This window comes from Lentisphaera profundi (assembly GCF_028728065.1).
Lineage (GTDB): Bacteria > Verrucomicrobiota > Lentisphaeria > Lentisphaerales > Lentisphaeraceae > Lentisphaera > Lentisphaera profundi.
Genome location: NZ_CP117811.1, coordinates 1096895 through 1115452 on the forward strand (window position 1 = coordinate 1096895; position 18558 = coordinate 1115452).

Genomic DNA, 18558 nt, shown 5'->3' on the forward strand with positions numbered 1-18558 from the left:
AATTTACCCAGGCCATCTTATAGGAAGATTTGGAGCTTCGATAAATAAGGATTTCGCTATTGTTGGTCATTATTCAGACTCGGTAGCTAAACTAATTTTTTTAGCACCTGCTAAGCGGCACTCATCCATGATGTCGGCTAAATCACCGACGTCGGCATCGACATCTGCCATAATGACCACCGCTTGATTTTTTGTTTTCATCTTTTTGGAGACATAGGAGCGCAGGCTATTGAAAGATATATCTCGTCCATCGGCTCTGAGTTTACCTGTTTCCGTTAGGGTGATCATAATATTTTGAGAAGCAACTTTTCCTGCAGATTGTTGCGAGGGACGTTCGATATCCATGCCTTTATCTTTAGAAAAAACGGAAGTGACGATAAAGAAAATCAAGAGGATAAAGACCATGTCAATGAGGGGAGTCATATCGACATTTTGAGTGTCGTCATCCATTTTTAAACGTGAATAGAGTTTTCTCATGAGGCCAGGTCCTGGGGATTATTACCAAGTTTGGCGATGTGATAGATTAAGCGTTCGAGCTCGGTAGATAAGCGTAGGAATTTTCTTTTTAAATAAGCGGAAGCAAAAACGCCAGGCAGGGCAATGAGTAAGCCCAGTTGCGTAGTGAGCAAAGCTTTGGAAATACCTTGAGAAACAAGGGTGATGTCACCTGATTGACTGAGGGCGGCAAAAGTTTGAATCATACCTGCCACAGTACCCAGTAATCCTAGTAATGGAGCGGATTTGACGAGGGCATCGACAACGCCAAATTCTTTGTGGATGGCAGTGACTTCGCAAATACTTGCTTCTTCGTAGCGTTCTTGAAGGGTGATTTTACGATGATCTTTTGTGGCTAAGACATAGTTGATGATATGGGGGATGAGCCCACTTTTTTGACAGAGCCAAAGTCGAACTTCTTCTTTGCTTTTACCATCTAATAAGAGGTGAGTAATTTCATGACTCAAGTGACTCGTATTAAACCAGCTATGCTTGAGTTTTTGGTAAACGCGAAGCAGGTAGATCCATGAAATGACTGACAAAAACCAAAGTGCCAGAGAAAACCAACCGGCATCACTCCACATGTTAATGATTGTTTGCCAGTAGTTCATTAAGCGCGCGATCCGTTAATAAAGCTTAGGCTAGCTTTTTCTAAGCTGGAAATAATGGTACGCAAGCGACGATTGAGCAAGGCATAGGTAATGAGTGTGGGAATGGCGACGAGTAGGCCAACTTCCGTAGTGACAAGGGCTTCTGAAATACCCAAGGAGAGTTGGTTGGCATCGGAAGTTCCGTAGATGCCGATCATTTCGAATGTTTTGATGATACCCATAACGGTTCCTAGTAGGCCCATGAGTGGAGCTGCACCAGCAGAGACTGAGAGGATATGCATCAGGCGGTCAAGACGTGGGAGTTCACTTAAAATGGTTTCATTGAGTAATTCTTCCAAGTCAACGCGAGGGGCATCTTTGTATTTGAGGGCTTCGCCGAGAAGTGCACGAATGGGTTTCTTGAGCTGTTTTACATATTGCTCAGCTTCTTCAAGTTTATCTTCTTTGATCAAGGAAATGAGTTTGATGACTTTATCATCGTATTGACTCCTGATGGAGTAAAGTTGAATGAATTTGTAGAGTGCAATAATGATACAGATGAAGCCGAGGAATAAAAGGGGGTAGACCATGATACCACCCGCTTTTAAATGGTCCTGGAGAGTTTTTTCTTTAGCGGAATCTTTAAAAACGAGTCCATCGGAAAAGTCGAACTGTAGAGTGCAGTTTGCGGATTCCGCAAAATCACTAAAAGCTTGTTCAGATCCATTGATGGGAATGATTTGCGGGTAGGGGGAATTGTTTTTTATTTGGCCGATTCCAGCACTTTTTTCGAGTTTGTAATAATGCTTGGCACGACTAATGGATAGACTATCGGCTTCTAATACTTGACCTTGAATATTCGCTACTTTAGCTTTGCCTAAATGAGTCGTCGAGCCTTGATTCACAATGCTGGAAGTAATGTCGAAATAGCTATTCAGTGCTTGAGAGAAATCCTTACTTTCGATTAAGCTATCTAATGCTTTTAATTTCGTTTGCTCTTGATCGATTTCTTGCTGACTTATGAGTGACTCAAATTCTCTTCTTTGATCGAGTAGAGCTATTTTGAAATCATCTTGTTCGTCTTCCAGTTGATTGATATCATTTAAAACTTGTTCGAGTTCTTTTTGTAGTAAAGATATTTGATTATCTAAATTCTGAGAAGCGGATTTTGCGAGTTCTGCTTTGTCTGCATCCATTTGGGTGAGTAGTGCTTGACGTTCTTTAAATATGCTTTGTTCTTGCTTGGCCAGTGCTTTGTTAGCGCCTAGATAAGAAGCTTGAAGATCTTTGGATACTTGGCTGAGTTCGACGGCATAAGCATTGACTAAAAGGAAGCATAAGCTAAAAAGTACTTTCTTCATTTTTTAAGCCCCAATTTCAAATTAACTAGAGCGGGGCGACCATCACGGTTTGTTTGAGCAAAGGCAGTTTCGATATCTTTTAGCATGGAGCTATCGACTTGAGCCTGCCAAGTATCTTTAAAGTTTAGTGTGCCACAAAGGGATTTGTCTTTGTTGATGAAATAGCCTTGGGCGGTTCCAATATAGAGGCAGGAAAGCTGCCATTCTTTACCCTCGATAATATGAGATTCGCTTAGTACATGAACTTTACTTTGGAGTTCGAGATAGCTTTGAGTATATAATTGAATATTGGCTAAAGTTTGATTGATGCCAAGACTTTTATTAAGTTCATCATATTCGTTTTGAATGAGTGAGACTAGACCTTTAGGTAACTTTGGCTGCCATTGACTGATAAGGATGTTTTTTTGTTTCTCCAATGAGTCTTGATAGGCTTTTTTGTTTTGAGTGAGTAGAGCTTGCTGCTTCTTAGCTTGATCCAAGCTAGTATGCAATTTTGCCAATTGCTGTTCTTGATCTTGTTTGTTGCTCTTCGAGTTGTCTAGCTCTTGCTTAATGAGCTTGATTTGAAGGTTTAAAACTTGTTTTTCTTCTTGCCATTGCAGATCTTGATTCTGCAGTTTGAGATCGATATCGTTAGTTTTTTTAATCAATTCTAACATGTCTTTTTGTGTAAGAGCTTCTTGCGCAAAAAGCAGGCTCGGCAAATAGACTAGAAATAAGTAAATTGTTTTCATTATTATCCTGTAAGTGTGTCAGCTGAATTTATTCAAGAACTTAGTGGACTTAAGTCTTTTTTCTAGGCTAAATGAGATCATTTCTCAAGTTAAGGTTAATGTGGTCTGAGGATCTATTTTAAGTGAAGATAGAGAAAACGATATTTATATGGAATGAGCATAAAAAAAAGGGAGACTTCAGTCTCCCTTTCAATACCTATATAAACAAACAAGCTCTAAAAGAACATTGATAAATGAATGGTACTCTCAATCCTTAATGTTCCAAGTGCAATTGAGACTTAATTTCACCTATAGCCTTATTGAGGAAACTTCAGTAATGAAGTTTCCTAGACTTTATTGAATAACTAATTCATCATTGAGCAATTCAATATTGATAGACTTATCATTTTCAAGACTTCCATCTAAGATTTTTCTCGCAATCATGGTTTCCAATTGTCGCTGTAGGTAACGCTTGAGAGGACGAGCTCCATAAATGGGGTCATAGCCTTGTTCACCAATGAAGTTTTTGGCCTCATCAGAAATACTGAGAATAACTCCTTGTTCTTTAAGGCGTTTACTTAAGTCCTTAGTGAGCAGTGAAACAATTTTCACAATCTCATTTTTCTGCAATTGTTTGAAGAGGACAATCTCATCAATACGATTGAGGAATTCAGGTCGAAAGGACGCTCTGAGTTGATTCATGACTTGATTTCGTGCTTCTTTGTCTTGAGCCTCATCATCACCCTGTATTTTTAAGAGGTGCTCTGAGCCAATGTTAGAAGTCAGAATGATCACTGTATTTCTAAAATCTACAGTACGACCACGTGAATCCGTTAGGCGACCATCATCTAAGAGTTGCAGTAGGATATTGAAAACGTCTGGGTGGGCTTTTTCAATTTCATCAAAGAGCACAACAGAATAGGGTTTACGGCGTACGGCTTCAGTTAAATAACCACCTTCTTCGTAACCGACATAACCTGGAGGCGCACCAACGAGACGTGAAACTGAATGTTTTTCCATGTACTCACTCATATCAATTCGAATAAGTTCTTCGGAATCAAAAAGAGAATAAGCTAGAGTTTTTGCCAGTTCAGTTTTACCTACGCCAGTGGGGCCCAAGAAGATGAAACTACCGATTGGACGGCGAGGATCTTTGATCCCTGCACGAGCGCGAATAACGGCATCGGCCACGGCTTGAACGGCTTCGTCCTGGCCAATGACTTTTTCGTGAAGCGTTTCGTCAAGCTTAAGGAGTTTTTGTTTTTCCCCTTCCACAAGTCGAGTTACGGGAATGCCCGTCCAACGTGCCACGACATCGGCAATTTCGTCTTCTTCTACTCGTTCGTGAATGAGCGCACTTTCTTGAACTTTGGCGGCTTCTTCTTCGAGCTTTTTGATTTCCGCCTCAAGATTGGGGATGTCATTATACTGAATTTGAGCCAAACGTTCATAATCTTGTGTATTCTGCACATTTTGAAATTCGGTACGCAATTCATCGAGCTGTTCGCGTTTGGAGCTGACGGCTTGGATGGCTTGTTTTTCTTTCTGCCATTGAGCGCGCATGCTTTGCGAACTTTCTTTGAGGTCAGCGAGTTCTTTGCGAAGCTGCTGTAAGCGTTCTTTAGAGGCTTTATCTTTTTCCTTTTTAAGAGCGACTTCTTCAATTTCCAAGCGCATGATACGTCGAGTGATTTCGTCAAGTTCAGCAGGCATAGAATCGATTTCGGTACGAATGGAAGCGCAGGCTTCATCCATTAAATCAATAGCTTTATCAGGCAAGAAACGGTCGGAGATATAACGATCCGAGAGTATAGCAGCAGCCACGAGTGCGGTATCCGCAATTTTAACTCCATGATGAACTTCGAAACGCTCTTTAAGGCCACGTAAGATCGAGATAGTATCCTCGACATTGGGGGCATCCACCATAACCGGCTGGAAACGGCGTTCGAGAGCGGCGTCTTTTTCGATGTACTTACGATGTTCATCTAAAGTAGTTGCACCAATGCAGTAGAGTTCACCGCGAGCGAGCATAGGCTTGAGCATGTTACCGGCATCAGAAGAACCTTCAGTTTTTCCGGCACCCACGATGGTGTGAATCTCGTCAATGAAGAGAATGATACGTCCGTCGGCGTTTTTGATTTCTTTGAGAACAGCTTTTAATCTTTCTTCAAAATCACCACGAAATTTGGCTCCCGCCATGAGTGCAGTCATATCGAGAGAGAAAATGGTTTTGTCTTTCAGTCCTTCAGGCACATCACCACGAACAATACGTTGTGCTAAGCCTTCGACAATAGCGGTTTTACCAACACCAGGCTCACCAATAAGGATGGGGTTATTCTTTGTTTTACGTGAAAGAATACGTACAATGGAACGCACTTCGGTATCGCGACCAATGACGGGGTCGAGTTTACCACTGCGGGCTAATTCCACTAGATCAGAGCCATACTTCTCCAAAGCTTCGTAGGTATTTTCGGGGTTTGGAGAATCGCATTTTTGTCCACCACGTATGCTCATGCATGCCTCGCTTATTTTTTTGTGCTTGATATTAAATTGATTTAAAAGTCGTCCAATATCGGTATTTTTACTTTCATGGGTAGCAGCTAATAAAAAATGTTCCGCACTGAGGTAAGTATCTCCCATTTTTTTGGCTTCTTTTTCAGCTTTTGCTACAAAAGGAGTGAAGCGTGAAGAAAAATAGACTTCCGCTGGACTATCGAGTTTACCTCTGCCATCCAAGGCTGTGTTTAGTTCATTAATAAATTGCTGTGAGGAAGCCTCGCAACGATCGATGATTCGAGCTGTCAGGCTTCTTTCTTGATTGAGTAAAGCCAAGAAAAAGTGTTCGAGGTCGAGTTGTTGATGGTGCATATCAGTGGCAAGGGCCTTAGCTTCATTTAAGGCCTCACGTGATTTTTCGGTAAATTTGTTAATATCCATAATATATTCCTTTAGTTATAATATAGCTCCTTATTAAAAGACGAGGTGCCAAGAGTTTCTGTAGTGGCGTTAAGAGTTTTGTTATTAAGGTTTTATATATATAAGTGGAGCTTCAATCCGCTTGGTGGAGAGAGAGTATTGTCTTACTGGCACTATTTATGATGACAGTCTGTCTCAGTGATTAAAGTTGAATATGGCAAAGGGCTTCATAAGAGTGAAAGAGCTCATAAAAACGCCTATGAAATGAGTGAGAAGCTCGTGTGACATCAAAAGTTATTGTTGATGACAACTTGTTCATAATCAAACTTGCCAGGGCGGTCCCAGGCTTCCACAGTACCTTTACCAATAGCGAGGCACATGGAAATGATGTGATCATCGGGAAGTTTAATTAATTTTGCCACGGCGTCAAAATCAAAACCATCCATGGGACAGGAGTCATAGCCCATGGCTTTGGCTGCCAGCATGAGTGTTTGTGCGGCAATACCACAGGAACGCAAGGCTTCGTCATGTTGGATTTGTGGTTTATCGCGATAGTACTTATCAATGGCAGGTACTAAAAAACCTTGAACTTCTTGGGGAGCATTTTTCCATAATTGCGCAGAATTATTTTGCCAAGTCTGGGTATCTGCACAGAGGACTATAAATAAGGATGAATCGGTGACTTGTGCTTGGTCCCAAGCGACCTTGCGGATTTCTTGGCGCAAAGTGGGGTCGCTTACGACAAGGAATCGCCAGTGTTGAAGATTAAAGGCGGTGGGGGATAACATAGCTAAGGAAAGTAATTCCTTGATTTCAGCATCAGTCATTACATGTGTGGCATCATAGTGCTTAACTGAGCGACGTGCGCGGATGGTGTCGAGGGTATTCATAGTGCTCTCCTTTATTTAAGACAGGATGAAGATATGCGAGAGCTAAATGTAAAGCAAGTTATAGGCTGAGTGAGCGCTACCTTTTTTTAAAGATTATGTATATAAAGAAAGGCGTTCCAATCAAAGCCGTCATAATTCCAATGGGCAGTTCACCTTGTGAGGGTAGAACTCGACATAGAAGATCGCAAAAACAAAGAAAAAAAGCACCGAAAAAGAGACTTTGCCAAAAGAGGGTTTTATGTCCCGGCCCATAGATTCTGCGACATATATGGGGGACGACGAGTCCGACAAAACCTATAGGGCCACAGAGTGAGACGAGTCCGGCACTCATGAGAGATACAGCGAGAAAGATCAGTCTTTGGTTTTTGCGTATTTGAACACCCCGAGTGGCCGCCAATTGTTCGCAACTAAAGAGAAGGTCGAGTTCTTTACGCAGGGAGTAGATAATAAGGATAGCGGGAAGGATTAAGGGAGAGATATAAAGCAAGGGTTTATATCCAACAATTTGCATGCTGCCCATCATCCAGTAAACCATACGTGCTATATCATCGGGGCGAGCCATGTATTGAATGAAAAGAATGAGGCTATTGAAGATAAAGGAGAGCGCGACGCCACCCAAGAGCAAGTCGCTAATGGGAGAATTGGGGCGTAGACGATGAAGAAGAAGAATGAAAGAGATGGCAATTAAACAACCTAAAAAAGCTGCTAGGGAATAGATGATAGAAGAATACTCATTGATGATTTGGATTTCTACCATAGTGAGGATAGCAACACCTAAAGCCGCACCGCCTGAGATGCCCAGAGTAAATGGGCTGGCCAATTCATTGCGAAAGAGTGCTTGGAAAGCCATGCCTCCAATAGCTAAACCGGCACCACATATCCAACAAAGGATAATGCGAGGCATCCGCAATTCCCAAAAGATGAAGTACTGCTGATGTTGGGGATTGAAAATATTTTCTATATCAATTTCACTGAAGCCATAGAGAGGACAAAAGATTAAGGCAATAAGGCTAAGGATGCAGGGAAGGCTATTTTTCATTAGGGGCTAGCTTGCTGCAATACTTTACTGAAGTCTTTCATACTTTCTTGGATCTTTGGGCCAGGGATCATGATGTGAGCATTAGTAATAAAATGAATTTCTTGCTTGCGGACGGCGGAAAGAGATGAAAGTATTTGCCAGGCTTTTATTTCGGCGTCTTGAGCTTTTTTGCTGAGAGCGATGGGACCGAGAATAATGATTATATCTGGATTGGATTGAATGAGCTCTTCTGCAGAGAGTTGGTAAAAACATTTATCACTTGTAATGGCTGAATGACCTTTGAGACCAGATAAGATTTCACCATAAAAGCTTTTGTTACTAGCTGCCCAAGGAGCGATTTTTCCTGGGCTACTACTGAGTCGTGAGATGAGGATAAGAGTTTTTTGCTGAGTATCTTGGTGTGTTGTTGCGAGCTTCGCAAACTTCTCTTTTGTTTGTGAACGAAGTTTTAAGGCAGCCTTATCGACGCCACAAATTCCGCCAAGCTTAATATAGGAATCATAAATACTTGCGAGTGATTGATTGCGAATGCTTAAGGTTCGTACACCTGCCTTTTTTAAGTTGTCAAGAGTGCGTTTATCGCTATGGAGAGTGATCACCAAGTCGGGCTTTAAAACTAATAAGGCTTCTAGCGATGGATTCATATTGCCGACAGAAACGATTTTTCGCCCAGATTTTGGTTGTGGACAAAAACTCGTGATGCCGACTAATTTATGTTCTACACCCAAGGTGTAGAGGGTGTCAGTGATAGAAGGGGCTAATGAGATGATGCGCTGAATCGGTTCTGCTTGTTGTGAAAAACAAGTTAGGGCCGTAAAAGCAAAGAGGTATAAAATTTTATTCAGCGACATCATCAATTTCTCTTTTTAGAATTCGTGGGTAATTACAAAGCCCGTAACGAAGTTACGTTCTGGAGCCGTATATTCACCATTAGTTGAAGTGAATTCATTATATTCTTCATCAAAGATGTTGTTGACTCCACCATAGACCGACAGCCACTCCCAAGTATAGGTAACTTTAGCGTCGACAGTAATAAAACTATCTTGCTTATCAGCATTGTTTGCGTAGTCAGATTCAGCGTACTGATCATCATTCCAATGAGCATTCATATTGAGATTCCAACGATCAATGAAGTCCCAAGAGAAGCCGAAATTGGCAAATTTTTCTGGTACTCCAGGAATAGTATTGCCATCATTCGCATCATCACTTAAACTGTCTTTCTCTAGTTCTGCATCCATATAGGTGTAGTTAGCATAGAGTGATAAGTTGTCAGTAGCTTGAAATTGAGCACCGAGTTCTACGCCTGTTCTTTTAGTTTGGCCATAGGAAGTATTTTGCCCAGGAGACCGAACTCCAGGGAGGGTGGAATCATAGAAAATTTCATTATCTGATTTAATATGAAAAAGCGTTAGATCAGCCGTCCATTGGTCATTAAATTGGTGTTTAATACCCGTTTGCCAGGTTTTGGTGATTTGGGGATCTAAAGCTTCATTGAAATTAATTCCACCAAGTTCATCAACGCGCTGAGTTCTAAAAGATCTATCATAAGAAAGGAAAACTTTGCTATGATCAGCGTAATTGTAAGTCACACCCGCACTAAAAGCATCTAAATCATTAGTGTCGTAATTTTCATCATTATTGAGGTTCATTCTCACGGCTTCGCGACGGTAACCTAGATCTAGGAAGAGAGTGTCATCTAAAAAAGCGCTAGAGTTATAAATATAAGCACCAGTAGAACGACGAGTTTTATCTGGACCATAGTCTTCCATTTTACTGTAACGATGATCTAAACCAACAATAAAGGTATTGTTAATGTTATTCCATCTATCTCTAATGGTGAGTTTTGGAGATAAGCTAATATCTTCAGAGGTATATCTCTCAGGGGAAGGTCCCCATGCTTTTGGATAAGTATATTTTGTCTCAGCTTCACGGTAGTTCATTTGAAGCTCAAGATCCACTTTATCAGTAATAGAGTATTTCGGTGTGATAGTTATATACTGCTCTCTGAGGTCGCCATAGTAACCATCGTAACTTGCGCTATCACGTTGACCATTTCGGGGGCCAGGGATGTTGTAGTGAGATTCACTTTTCCCACCGGCAACAAAAAGTTCTAAGTTTTCAAACTCAGTAGAAACTACACTGAATCCGATAGTTTTTGTCCTGTTTGAGCTATTATCATGATAGCCATCGCTTTCAGTGAAACTCGAGTCAAAAGCATAGTAGAGGTCATCGGAAAAACCTTCTAGACTCGCACCTAGGCGGTAGTATTCGTATGAACCAACTTCTGCACTGAGAGTCAGTGTGTGTGCCTTTTTGTTATCGGGATTTTCTTTGCGAGTGATGATATTAATGACCCCGCCGGTAGCATTATCACCATATAAAACAGAGCGACCACCGCGATATATTTCGACTTTCTCTACACGATTTAAAGGGATAGTGCCGAGGTTCATGCCACTGAGATCAGGAGCGTTAATTTTTCTGCCATCGACTAGGATTAAAGTGTTGGCAGAGGCAACTTCACCGAAACCGCGGACATCGACGCGGAATGAATTAGGAGTGTTGAGTTTTTTCTTGACATCTACGCCAGCTTCGTATTTAACGAGTTCGGCAACATTACGAGCACTGCTTCGAGCAATCTGCTCGGGACCAATAATAGTCACATTAGCCGCCAAAGTTTCTGGTGGTCTTTCATCTCTGCTGGCAGTTATGAAACGTGTTTCTGTAGGAGTTGTTTCCTGAGTGGGATTTGTGGTGTTAGAGCTTTCTTCATTTTCTTGTGCGAAGAGCGCACCACTAACTAATAGACTAATAAAATAGCGTTTGTAGTTCATTATATTTCTTATGCCTTGTTGAAAACATACGTATGAATAACCTCGACATACTAAATAGGTATATCAGGGCAGAACATTCGTGTACAAATGTTTTCTATTGAGCTATACCATTTTCATGTCTATATCGCGAAGACAATCAGGCCGAGGTGTTCTGACTGGCCTTAAAAGGCTTACAGTGGCGCGTCCGTTCCCGAATTTCACGGGATTCCCCTGTTCATTTAAGCAGGTAGAGCTCAGGATGGCGATGATATTAGCGTCACTAAAGAATTCGTCAAGTGTGGCTTTGACTAGATTAGGTATTTTTGTCCCTGTTCATCGCTAAGGACTTTGAATTCTTTTTCAAAGATCTCCGAGAGCAAGATACCGTTCTTTAAAGCATCTGGTGTATCATCAAAAATGAGCTTAGAATTTTTTAATATGAGAATCCTATCTGCATAGCGTAGGGCGGCATTAATATCATGAGTGACCCATAAGTAAGTGAGCTTGTGGAGTTCTTTGGTTTTGTGAATGAGCTGACAGATAGAGTCGTGATGGGCGGGGTCAAGTCCTGCAGTGACTTCATCTAAAAGAATCAGCGGACTCGCTTGGTAGAGAGAAGAAGCAAAAAGTACGCGCTGCATCTCTCCGCCACTTAAAGTTGAAAGAGATTGTTTTTCAATCGTCTTTAGCTCACAAGTTAAAAGTATAGCATCAAGGTCGATGGGAAGAGTTTTTGCACTATGGCAGTAAGAAGCTTGTTGGATGAATTCTCTTACCGAAAAGTCGGGTAAAGAAGATGTTTTTTGAGGCACATAGGCAATGAGAGCTGCACGTTGAAGCTCAGTCATAGCCAATAAGTCTTCATCGCCAAATTTAATGGTAGCTGATTTATTTTTGCTGAGTCCGCAAATTTGTTTAAGTAGGCTCGTTTTCCCAGCACCATTAGGGCCCAAAATGCAGGTGAGGCTATTGTGCTGGAGGTCAAAATTGATATCTGCAAGGATAGTTTTGTTGCCAACTGAGTAAGAGAGTTTATCAACGGTTAACATTTTTAATTGATCTTATTCACTAGATTGAGAAGCTCGATTTCATTGGGGTGGTTGTGGAGTGCTTGATTGAGTTGTGTATGAGCTTTTTCAAAATCTTCTATCATGATATATAGCTCAATAAGTTTTTTGTTGTTACTGATATTATTGTCGAGGATGATGAGTTTTTCGGCCAATTCAATGGCCTTGTCAAGGTTTTGATCTTTGATGAGTTGATCCACATAATCGCTTAAGAGCGGGGCGATTTTTTTACTTTCTTGGAGCCTTTGTCTAAGGATAATTTGCTTTGAACGTTGCTTTTTGCTAATGACTGTATTGCTAGAAGCTTGCACGAGAGCCGCATCTTGATCGAGCATAGCAGTTTTAAGTTTACTATTAATCTGGAAGATGAAAACGATAATTGAAATAATAAGGAGGGATATAACTAAGCCTAAGCGACGGTGGCGAATAAAGAGCAGCTTAAGGAGGCGTACTTGACTGGCTCCTTCAGCTTCCGTAGCATAACCATTGATCCAATTTTCCAAATCATGTTTTAGGCTGCTAGCTTTTTGATAACGTTTGTCTGGATTTACAGCCATGGCTTTTTGGATAACTGATTCAAGTGAGCTAGGAACGGAGATTTCTTTGTTTTTATTTAAGAGTTTAATTCGTTTAGATGGCGCAATTATATTGCCCTTTATTTTGTCTTGAAAAATCTCTTTTAAATTTGTTGACTGGTGAGGAGGGCTGAGTGTTAATAAAGAGTAGAGGATGCCACCAAGAGCATAGATATCTGCTCGTGGATCTATTTCATAGTCAGGGCACATTTGTTCGGGGGCCATGTATATTGGACTCCCTAAAATTTGGCCGTGAAAGGTAGACGATATTTTTGCTTCGCTATATATACTAATAGTTCTGATAAAAGAGTCATCGAGTTCTGTAGGGACTTGATTGCGTATAAGTTCCTTAGTCTCCATGATATTACATAATTTTGAGATACCCCAATCCATGACGAAAACTTCACCGTATTGACCAATCATAATATTATCTGGTTTTAAATCACGGTGAACAACATTTTTCGAAGCGGCAAAAGCAATCGCATCACATACTTTAATAAAGATATCAATTATACGCAGTAAAGGGAACTTTTTAATATATTTGGGGTTGCCTTCTTTTAACTCAGTAATGATATTTTCTAAGGTTTCACCTTTGACCAATTTCATTACATAAAAAGGTTGTCCATTGGGAGCCCGACTAAATTCATAAATAGGCACTATCGAGGGGTGATCTAATTGCGAAGTTATTTGAGCTTCTTCAATAAAACGTCTGACTAATTCATCTTCTTTATTTTTGTCCTCAATCATCATTTTGAGGGCAACGGAGCGTTGGCAATTGGTATCTATAGCATGAAACACATAAGCCATGCCGCCTTTGGCAAGCATCTTTACAATTTTATATTTATAGTCAGATTCAATGAGGCTTTTAGCATCGACTAAAGCATCTTCATTTGATTTCTCTGTTTGTTCAAAATGGTCTTGCATGGTACCCCAATCCTATTTAAAAGCTTTTTTTAGCCTTAAGTATGCCCAAATAACACTTAAAATTATCGTATATATATAGTGTTTCGTCAATACTACTTTCGAATGTTCAGTCTTTATATCGTTAAATAAGCTATGATTTTTCATCATAAAGCAAGATTGTGATCACTCAGTAGTCTATGAAGATCCTTTTTAAGGATCAGTGAACTTAGGTATGTAAACGCAATGAATATGTTATTTATGGAAAATATCGTGATTATAATTACGAAATTGTAAATAATTAGTGCGGTTGAATTTAATCTGATTTTTATTTAAGACTTATAGCTACATAATAATATATGTATATCATTCTTTGAATTAACACCTTAGGGATTATACTTTACGATAAGTGTAGTATTTATACTTATTATTACGTTTTTGTCACTTGATTGAATTTTTTATTTCTATACGTATTTTTCCTACAACTTAACAGAATTACTGTTTAGTCAGTTAAATAAACAAACTAGGAAAAGCCAAATATGAATAAATTAATAATTGCCCTCATGTGTCTAATGACCTTGGGTGTATTTACTGCACAAGCTGCAACAGAGCTTTCGGTGAATGGCGAAGGTGCAACAATTGAAAGCTTTAAGGAAAGTGTGAAAGAGGCATGGACTGAAAGTAAAGAAGAAACATCAGTATCTGTAGAAGGTAGTAAGACAGTCGTAGATGATGGTATCAGCGAAACTTACACAGGTGTGATCACTTACACTATCTCAACAGAAGGTGAAGGGAGCTTAAGTTTTGCCTCTGATGATAAATTCTGGACTTCGAATGTCTTCATGATGTTCTGTGCGGTCCTTGTGTTTATTATGCATTTAGGTTTCTGCTGTTTAGAAGTAGGCTTCTGCCGTGCGAAAAACTCAGTAAATATCATCTTTAAAAACTTCACAATTGTTGCGATTGCTACTTTAGTTTACGCCGCAGTTGGTTTCAATATTATGTATCCAGGTGATTTTAGCATTGGTACTTTCTTCGGTTTCGCTGGCTTTGGTATCGGTGGTACTGCGGGTGAAATGGGCATGACTTATAGCGATGGTTACTCTTACTGGACTGACTTTCTCTTCCAGGCAATGTTTGCAGCTGCAACAGCTTCAATAGTTTCAGGAGCCGTTTGTGAACGTATCAAAATTAATTCTTTCCTTATCTTTTGTACTGTTTTTGCGGGTGTAGTTTACCCAATTATCGGCTCTTGGGGCTGGGGTGGCGGTTTTCTAGGTGATTTTGGTTTCCATGATCTTGCTGGTTCTGGTTTAGTTCACGCTACAGGTGGAGCAGGTGCTCTTGCTGGTGCCATTGTACTCGGCCCACGTATCGGTAAATATGTTAATGGTAAAACTTTCGCAATCATGGGGCACAACATGCCTATCGCTGCAATTGGTGCTTTTCTCCTTTGGTTCGGATGGTTCGGCTTTAACGGCGGATCACAACTAAACGCTGATCCAATGGGTACTTCTGGTATCATGGTTATGACTCTTCTTGCTTCTACTGCAGGTGTTGTTACAGCAATGGCTTTTTCTTGGATTCTTTCTGGTAAGCCAGATCTTTCCATGGTTCTTAATGGTGCATTAGCAGGTCTTGTGGGTATCACTGCAGGTGCTGATGTTGTTAGTCCTACTAGCGCTATTATCATCGGAGCTATTGCAGGTATCTTAGTAGTGATTGCAGTACTTGTTCTCGATAAGCTTAAAATTGATGATCCCGTCGGTGCTATCCCAGTTCACTTGGTTTGTGGTTCTTGGGGTGTTGTTGCTACAGGTATCTTTGGTACAGCAGAAGGTTGTACAGTACTTGGTCAGATTAAATCTATCCTTTGTATCGTAGCCTTTGCTTTCATATGTGCTTTCATTCTTTTCTCCATCATCAAAGTGACTATTGGTCTCCGCGTATCAGAAGAAGAAGAACTCGAAGGTCTTGACCTCGGCGAACACGGTATGGAAGCTTATAGCGGTTTCCAAATCTTCACTAACCAGTAATTTAAGGAGTATATAACAATGAAATTAATCGTAGCATATATTCAGCCTCAGAAACTTAATGCAGTTAAGCAGGCTCTCTACACAAAAGAAATTTCTCGTATGTCAGTCACTAATGCTCTTGGTTGCGGCCAACAAGGTGGTTACACTGAAAATTATCGCGGAGTTGAAATCGAAGTTAACTTACGTAAAAAAGTAAGAATGGAAATTGCCGTTAATGATTCCTTTGTAGATACTACAGTGGAAACCATCATCGAAGCGGCGCGTACAGGTAGGATTGGCGATGGTAAGATATTTATCTATCCGATTGAAGAATGCATTCGTATTCGTACCGGTGAAAAAGGTAAAGACGCTATTGGCGGCTAAGCGTTAGCTTAGTTTACCTTCAATCCCTCAGGCTTCGGTCTGAGGGATTTTTTTTGTTTAAGCTAATCATTCTAATCTCTGTTCAACTATTACATTTTTGTAGGGAGCAAAATTAGCTACTGAGCTAAAATTCAAGTAAGCTACGAAAGCGTAAGTGCTTGACCGTATTCTTTACATTTATGTAATGGAAAAACTAATCTTTCATTTTTTTGAAGAAAGAGTGTTAAATAATTAACACCTCGTATCTTTTTGTAAAGTATTGTCAGTAATATATTTATGTATAATATGTACAAAAAATGGTAAAAAAAAGGATTAAATTACATTATTGTATGTAGCTTGAAATTTGCACTATTTTTAGTATTTTCATGGAGCTAAACAAGATCAATGAAGATCATTAACTAATAAGGAGTCAAAAATGAAAAAACTGATGTTTGCCCTCGTAAGCTTATTTGCTACGGGCATTTTTAGTCTTTCAGCCAGTACAGAACTGGCACCAGCAGCCGAGGGTTTAAGTCTCGAAAGCTTTAAGAAGGATGTAAAAGCTAATTATGATAGTCAGTCAGAGAAAGCTGAAGTATCAGCGTCTATTGAAGGTAGTAAGACAGTCGTAGATGATGGTATCAGCGAAACTTACACAGGTGTGATCACTTACACTATCTCAACAGAAGGTGAAGCTAGCTTAAGTTTTGCATCTGATGATAAATTCTGGACTTCGAATGTCTTCATGATGTTCTGTGCTGTTCTTGTGTTTATCATGCATTTAGGTTTTTGCTGTTTAGAAGTAGGTTTTTGTCGTGCGAAAAACTCAGTAAATATCATCTTTAAAAACTTCACAATTGTTGCGATTGCTACTTTAGTTTACGCCGCAGTTGGTTTCAATATCATGTACCCAGGCGATTTTAGCATTGGTACTTTCTTCGGTTTTGCTGGTTTTGGTATCGGTGGTACTGCAGGTGAAATGGGCATGACTTATAGCGATGGTTACTCTTACTGGACTGATTTTCTCTTCCAGGCGATGTTTGCCGCTGCAACAGCTTCAATTGTTTCAGGTGCGGTTTGTGAACGTATCAAAATTAATTCTTTCCTTATCTTCTGTACGATTTTTGCAGGCGTTATTTACCCAATTATCGGCTCTTGGGGCTGGGGTGGTGGTTTCCTAGGTGATTTTGGTTTCCATGATCTTGCAGGTTCTGGTTTAGTTCACGCTACAGGTGGAGCAGGTGCTCTTGCTGGTGCCATTGTACTCGGCCCACGTATTGGTAAATATGTTAATGGTAAAACTTTCGCAATCATGGGTCATAATATGCCTGTTGCTGCAATTGGTGCTTTCCTACTTTGGTTCGGATGGTTCGGTTTCAACGGCGGATCACAACTTAATGCGGATCCAATGGGTACTTCTGGTATCATGGTAATGACTCTCCTTGCTTCTACTGCGGGTGTTGTTACAGCAATGGCTTTTTCTTGGACTCTTTCTGGTAAACCAGATCTTTCCATGGTTCTTAATGGTGCATTAGCTGGTCTTGTGGGTATTACTGCAGGTGCTGATGTTGTTAGTCCTACTAATGCTATTATCATTGGTGCTATTGCTGGCGTGCTTGTCGTACTTGCTGTTCTTGTACTCGATAAGCTTAAAATTGATGATCCCGTTGGTGCTATCCCAGTTCACTTGGTTTGTGGCTCTTGGGGTGTTGTTGCTACAGGTATCTTCGGTACAGCAGAAGGTTGCACAGTCGTCGGCCAGATTAAATCTATCCTTTGTATCGTAGCGTTTGCATTCATCTGTGCTTTCATTCTTTTCTCAATCATCAAAGTGACTATTGGTCTCCGCGTATCAGAAGAAGAAGAACTCGAAGGTCTTGACCTAGGCGAACACGGTATGGAAGCTTATAGTGGTTTCCAAATCTTCACCAACCAGTAATTTAAGGAGTATATAACAATGAAATTAATCGTAGCCTATATACAGCCACAAAGACTTAACGCAGTTAAGCAGGCTCTTTATACAAAAGAAATTTCTCGTATGTCAGTCACTAATGCTCTTGGTTGCGGCCAACAGGGTGGTTTTCACGAAAACTATCGTGGCGTTGATGTAGAAGTTAACTTGCGCAAGAAAGTACGTATCGAAGTAGCAATCAACGACAGTTATGTTGACAAGACTGTTGAAGCTATTATCGAAGGTGCTAGAACAGGTAAGATTGGCGATGGTAAGATCTTTATCTACCCGATTGAAGAATGCATTCGTATTCGTACTGGAGAAAAAGGTGAAGACGCAATTGGCGGCTAGGCTTTAAGTCAGTTTATCTAGAATCCCTCAGACTTAGGTCTGGGGGATTTTTTTGTTTACATCGATAAGAGGCGAATTGTATAGTATGCTTTGATTTACCAATGGCGAATTTTTGTGGTAAAGGGCAATTTGAACCATATCCCGAGGGAGAGTAGTTGAATTAGAGTCTGGGCTTACCCCAGGAGATACAATGTTAGAATATTTTAAAGATCGTAAGTTAAAACTACATCCCGAACCCGTGAACCTCCGCAAAGGCTTCAATGGCTTAACCGCGTTAAGTAATCTGGAAAATCTCTTTGCAGGAGATGTCTACCTTTTCATAAATCGACGGCGTAATTTATTGAAAGGTCTCTACTGGGATGAAGGTGGTTTTTGTATTTTCAATAAACAGTTGGAGCGCGGAACTTTTAGCGACATGTCCGAAGCTAAAACTGAGCTTAGTTTTCGGGAATTTCTGCTAATGATCCACTGCTGTAAAGGGGCCTATTTTAAGATCAAATAGCCTGGTTTTATAGCTGAAAA

Annotated in this window: 16 protein-coding genes and 1 riboswitch; of the genes, 5 read left to right on the forward strand and 11 right to left on the reverse strand. The window is 40.4% G+C overall.

Annotated elements, in window-relative coordinates; translation table 11 throughout:
• Nucleotides 1–69: 69 nt before the first annotated feature.
• From PQO03_RS04490 to PQO03_RS04540, 11 genes are all read right to left on the reverse strand, one after another.
• Nucleotides 70–477 (reverse strand): ExbD/TolR family protein, encoded by a 408-nt coding sequence (locus tag PQO03_RS04490; protein ID WP_274151458.1) that lies wholly within the window; start codon nucleotides 475–477, stop codon nucleotides 70–72.
• Nucleotides 474–1106: a MotA/TolQ/ExbB proton channel family protein gene (locus PQO03_RS04495; protein WP_274151460.1), complete on the reverse strand. Its 633-nt coding sequence runs from the start codon at nucleotides 1104–1106 to the stop codon at nucleotides 474–476. Before PQO03_RS04495 ends, PQO03_RS04490 begins: the two co-directional genes overlap by 4 nt.
• Entirely contained in the window at nucleotides 1106–2446 is a 1341-nt protein-coding gene (locus PQO03_RS04500; protein WP_274151462.1) for a MotA/TolQ/ExbB proton channel family protein, read from the reverse strand. The genes PQO03_RS04495 and PQO03_RS04500 overlap by 1 nt, the downstream gene beginning before the upstream one ends.
• Complete coding sequence (locus PQO03_RS04505) at nucleotides 2443–3180, reverse strand: DUF3450 family protein (protein ID WP_274151464.1); 738 nt, start codon at nucleotides 3178–3180, stop codon at nucleotides 2443–2445. Before PQO03_RS04505 ends, PQO03_RS04500 begins: the two co-directional genes overlap by 4 nt.
• 333 nt (nucleotides 3181–3513) lie before the next feature.
• The gene (gene clpB, locus PQO03_RS04510; protein WP_274151466.1) at nucleotides 3514–6096 is read right to left on the reverse strand and encodes an ATP-dependent chaperone ClpB; all 2583 of its coding nucleotides are present in this window, start codon (nucleotides 6094–6096) and stop codon (nucleotides 3514–3516) included.
• A 266-nt stretch (nucleotides 6097–6362) separates the two neighbouring features.
• Nucleotides 6363–6965 (reverse strand): nitroreductase family protein, encoded by a 603-nt coding sequence (locus PQO03_RS04515; protein WP_274151467.1) that lies wholly within the window; start codon nucleotides 6963–6965, stop codon nucleotides 6363–6365.
• A gap of 76 nt (nucleotides 6966–7041) precedes the next feature.
• On the reverse strand, nucleotides 7042–8004 hold the full coding sequence (locus PQO03_RS04520) for a FecCD family ABC transporter permease (RefSeq protein ID WP_274151469.1): 963 nt from the start codon (nucleotides 8002–8004) through the stop codon (nucleotides 7042–7044).
• Nucleotides 8004–8855, reverse strand: a complete 852-nt coding sequence (locus tag PQO03_RS04525; RefSeq protein ID WP_274151471.1) for an ABC transporter substrate-binding protein — start codon at nucleotides 8853–8855, stop codon at nucleotides 8004–8006. Before PQO03_RS04525 ends, PQO03_RS04520 begins: the two co-directional genes overlap by 1 nt.
• Nucleotides 8856–8870: 15 nt before the next feature.
• A complete protein-coding gene (locus PQO03_RS04530) occupies nucleotides 8871–10835 on the reverse strand; it encodes a TonB-dependent receptor (RefSeq protein WP_274151472.1) in 1965 nt (654 codons plus the stop codon).
• Between the two features lie 145 nt (nucleotides 10836–10980).
• A riboswitch (cobalamin riboswitch) is annotated at nucleotides 10981–11045 on the reverse strand.
• Nucleotides 11046–11122: 77 nt separating this feature from the next.
• Nucleotides 11123–11863, reverse strand: a complete 741-nt coding sequence (locus tag PQO03_RS04535; protein ID WP_274151474.1) for an ABC transporter ATP-binding protein — start codon at nucleotides 11861–11863, stop codon at nucleotides 11123–11125.
• A gap of 2 nt (nucleotides 11864–11865) precedes the next feature.
• Nucleotides 11866–13380: a protein kinase domain-containing protein gene (locus PQO03_RS04540; RefSeq protein ID WP_274151475.1), complete on the reverse strand. Its 1515-nt coding sequence runs from the start codon at nucleotides 13378–13380 to the stop codon at nucleotides 11866–11868.
• Nucleotides 13381–13895: 515 nt separating this feature from the next.
• Here PQO03_RS04540 and PQO03_RS04545 point away from each other — a divergent pair.
• The 5 genes from PQO03_RS04545 to tnpB all read left to right on the forward strand — a co-directional run bounded on the left by PQO03_RS04545 (nucleotide 13896) and on the right by tnpB (nucleotide 18538).
• Entirely contained in the window at nucleotides 13896–15392 is a 1497-nt protein-coding gene (locus PQO03_RS04545) for an ammonium transporter (RefSeq protein WP_274151477.1), read from the forward strand.
• Nucleotides 15393–15410: 18 nt separating this feature from the next.
• The gene (locus PQO03_RS04550) at nucleotides 15411–15755 is read left to right on the forward strand and encodes a P-II family nitrogen regulator (protein WP_274151478.1); all 345 of its coding nucleotides are present in this window, start codon (nucleotides 15411–15413) and stop codon (nucleotides 15753–15755) included.
• A 415-nt stretch (nucleotides 15756–16170) separates the two neighbouring features.
• Nucleotides 16171–17673 (forward strand): ammonium transporter, encoded by a 1503-nt coding sequence (locus PQO03_RS04555; protein ID WP_274151479.1) that lies wholly within the window; start codon nucleotides 16171–16173, stop codon nucleotides 17671–17673.
• An 18-nt stretch (nucleotides 17674–17691) separates the two neighbouring features.
• Entirely contained in the window at nucleotides 17692–18036 is a 345-nt protein-coding gene (locus PQO03_RS04560; RefSeq protein ID WP_274151480.1) for a P-II family nitrogen regulator, read from the forward strand.
• Nucleotides 18037–18226: 190 nt separating this feature from the next.
• On the forward strand, nucleotides 18227–18538 hold the full coding sequence (gene tnpB, locus PQO03_RS04565; RefSeq protein ID WP_274150714.1) for an IS66 family insertion sequence element accessory protein TnpB: 312 nt from the start codon (nucleotides 18227–18229) through the stop codon (nucleotides 18536–18538).
• The last annotated feature ends 20 nt before the right edge of the window (nucleotides 18539–18558 follow it).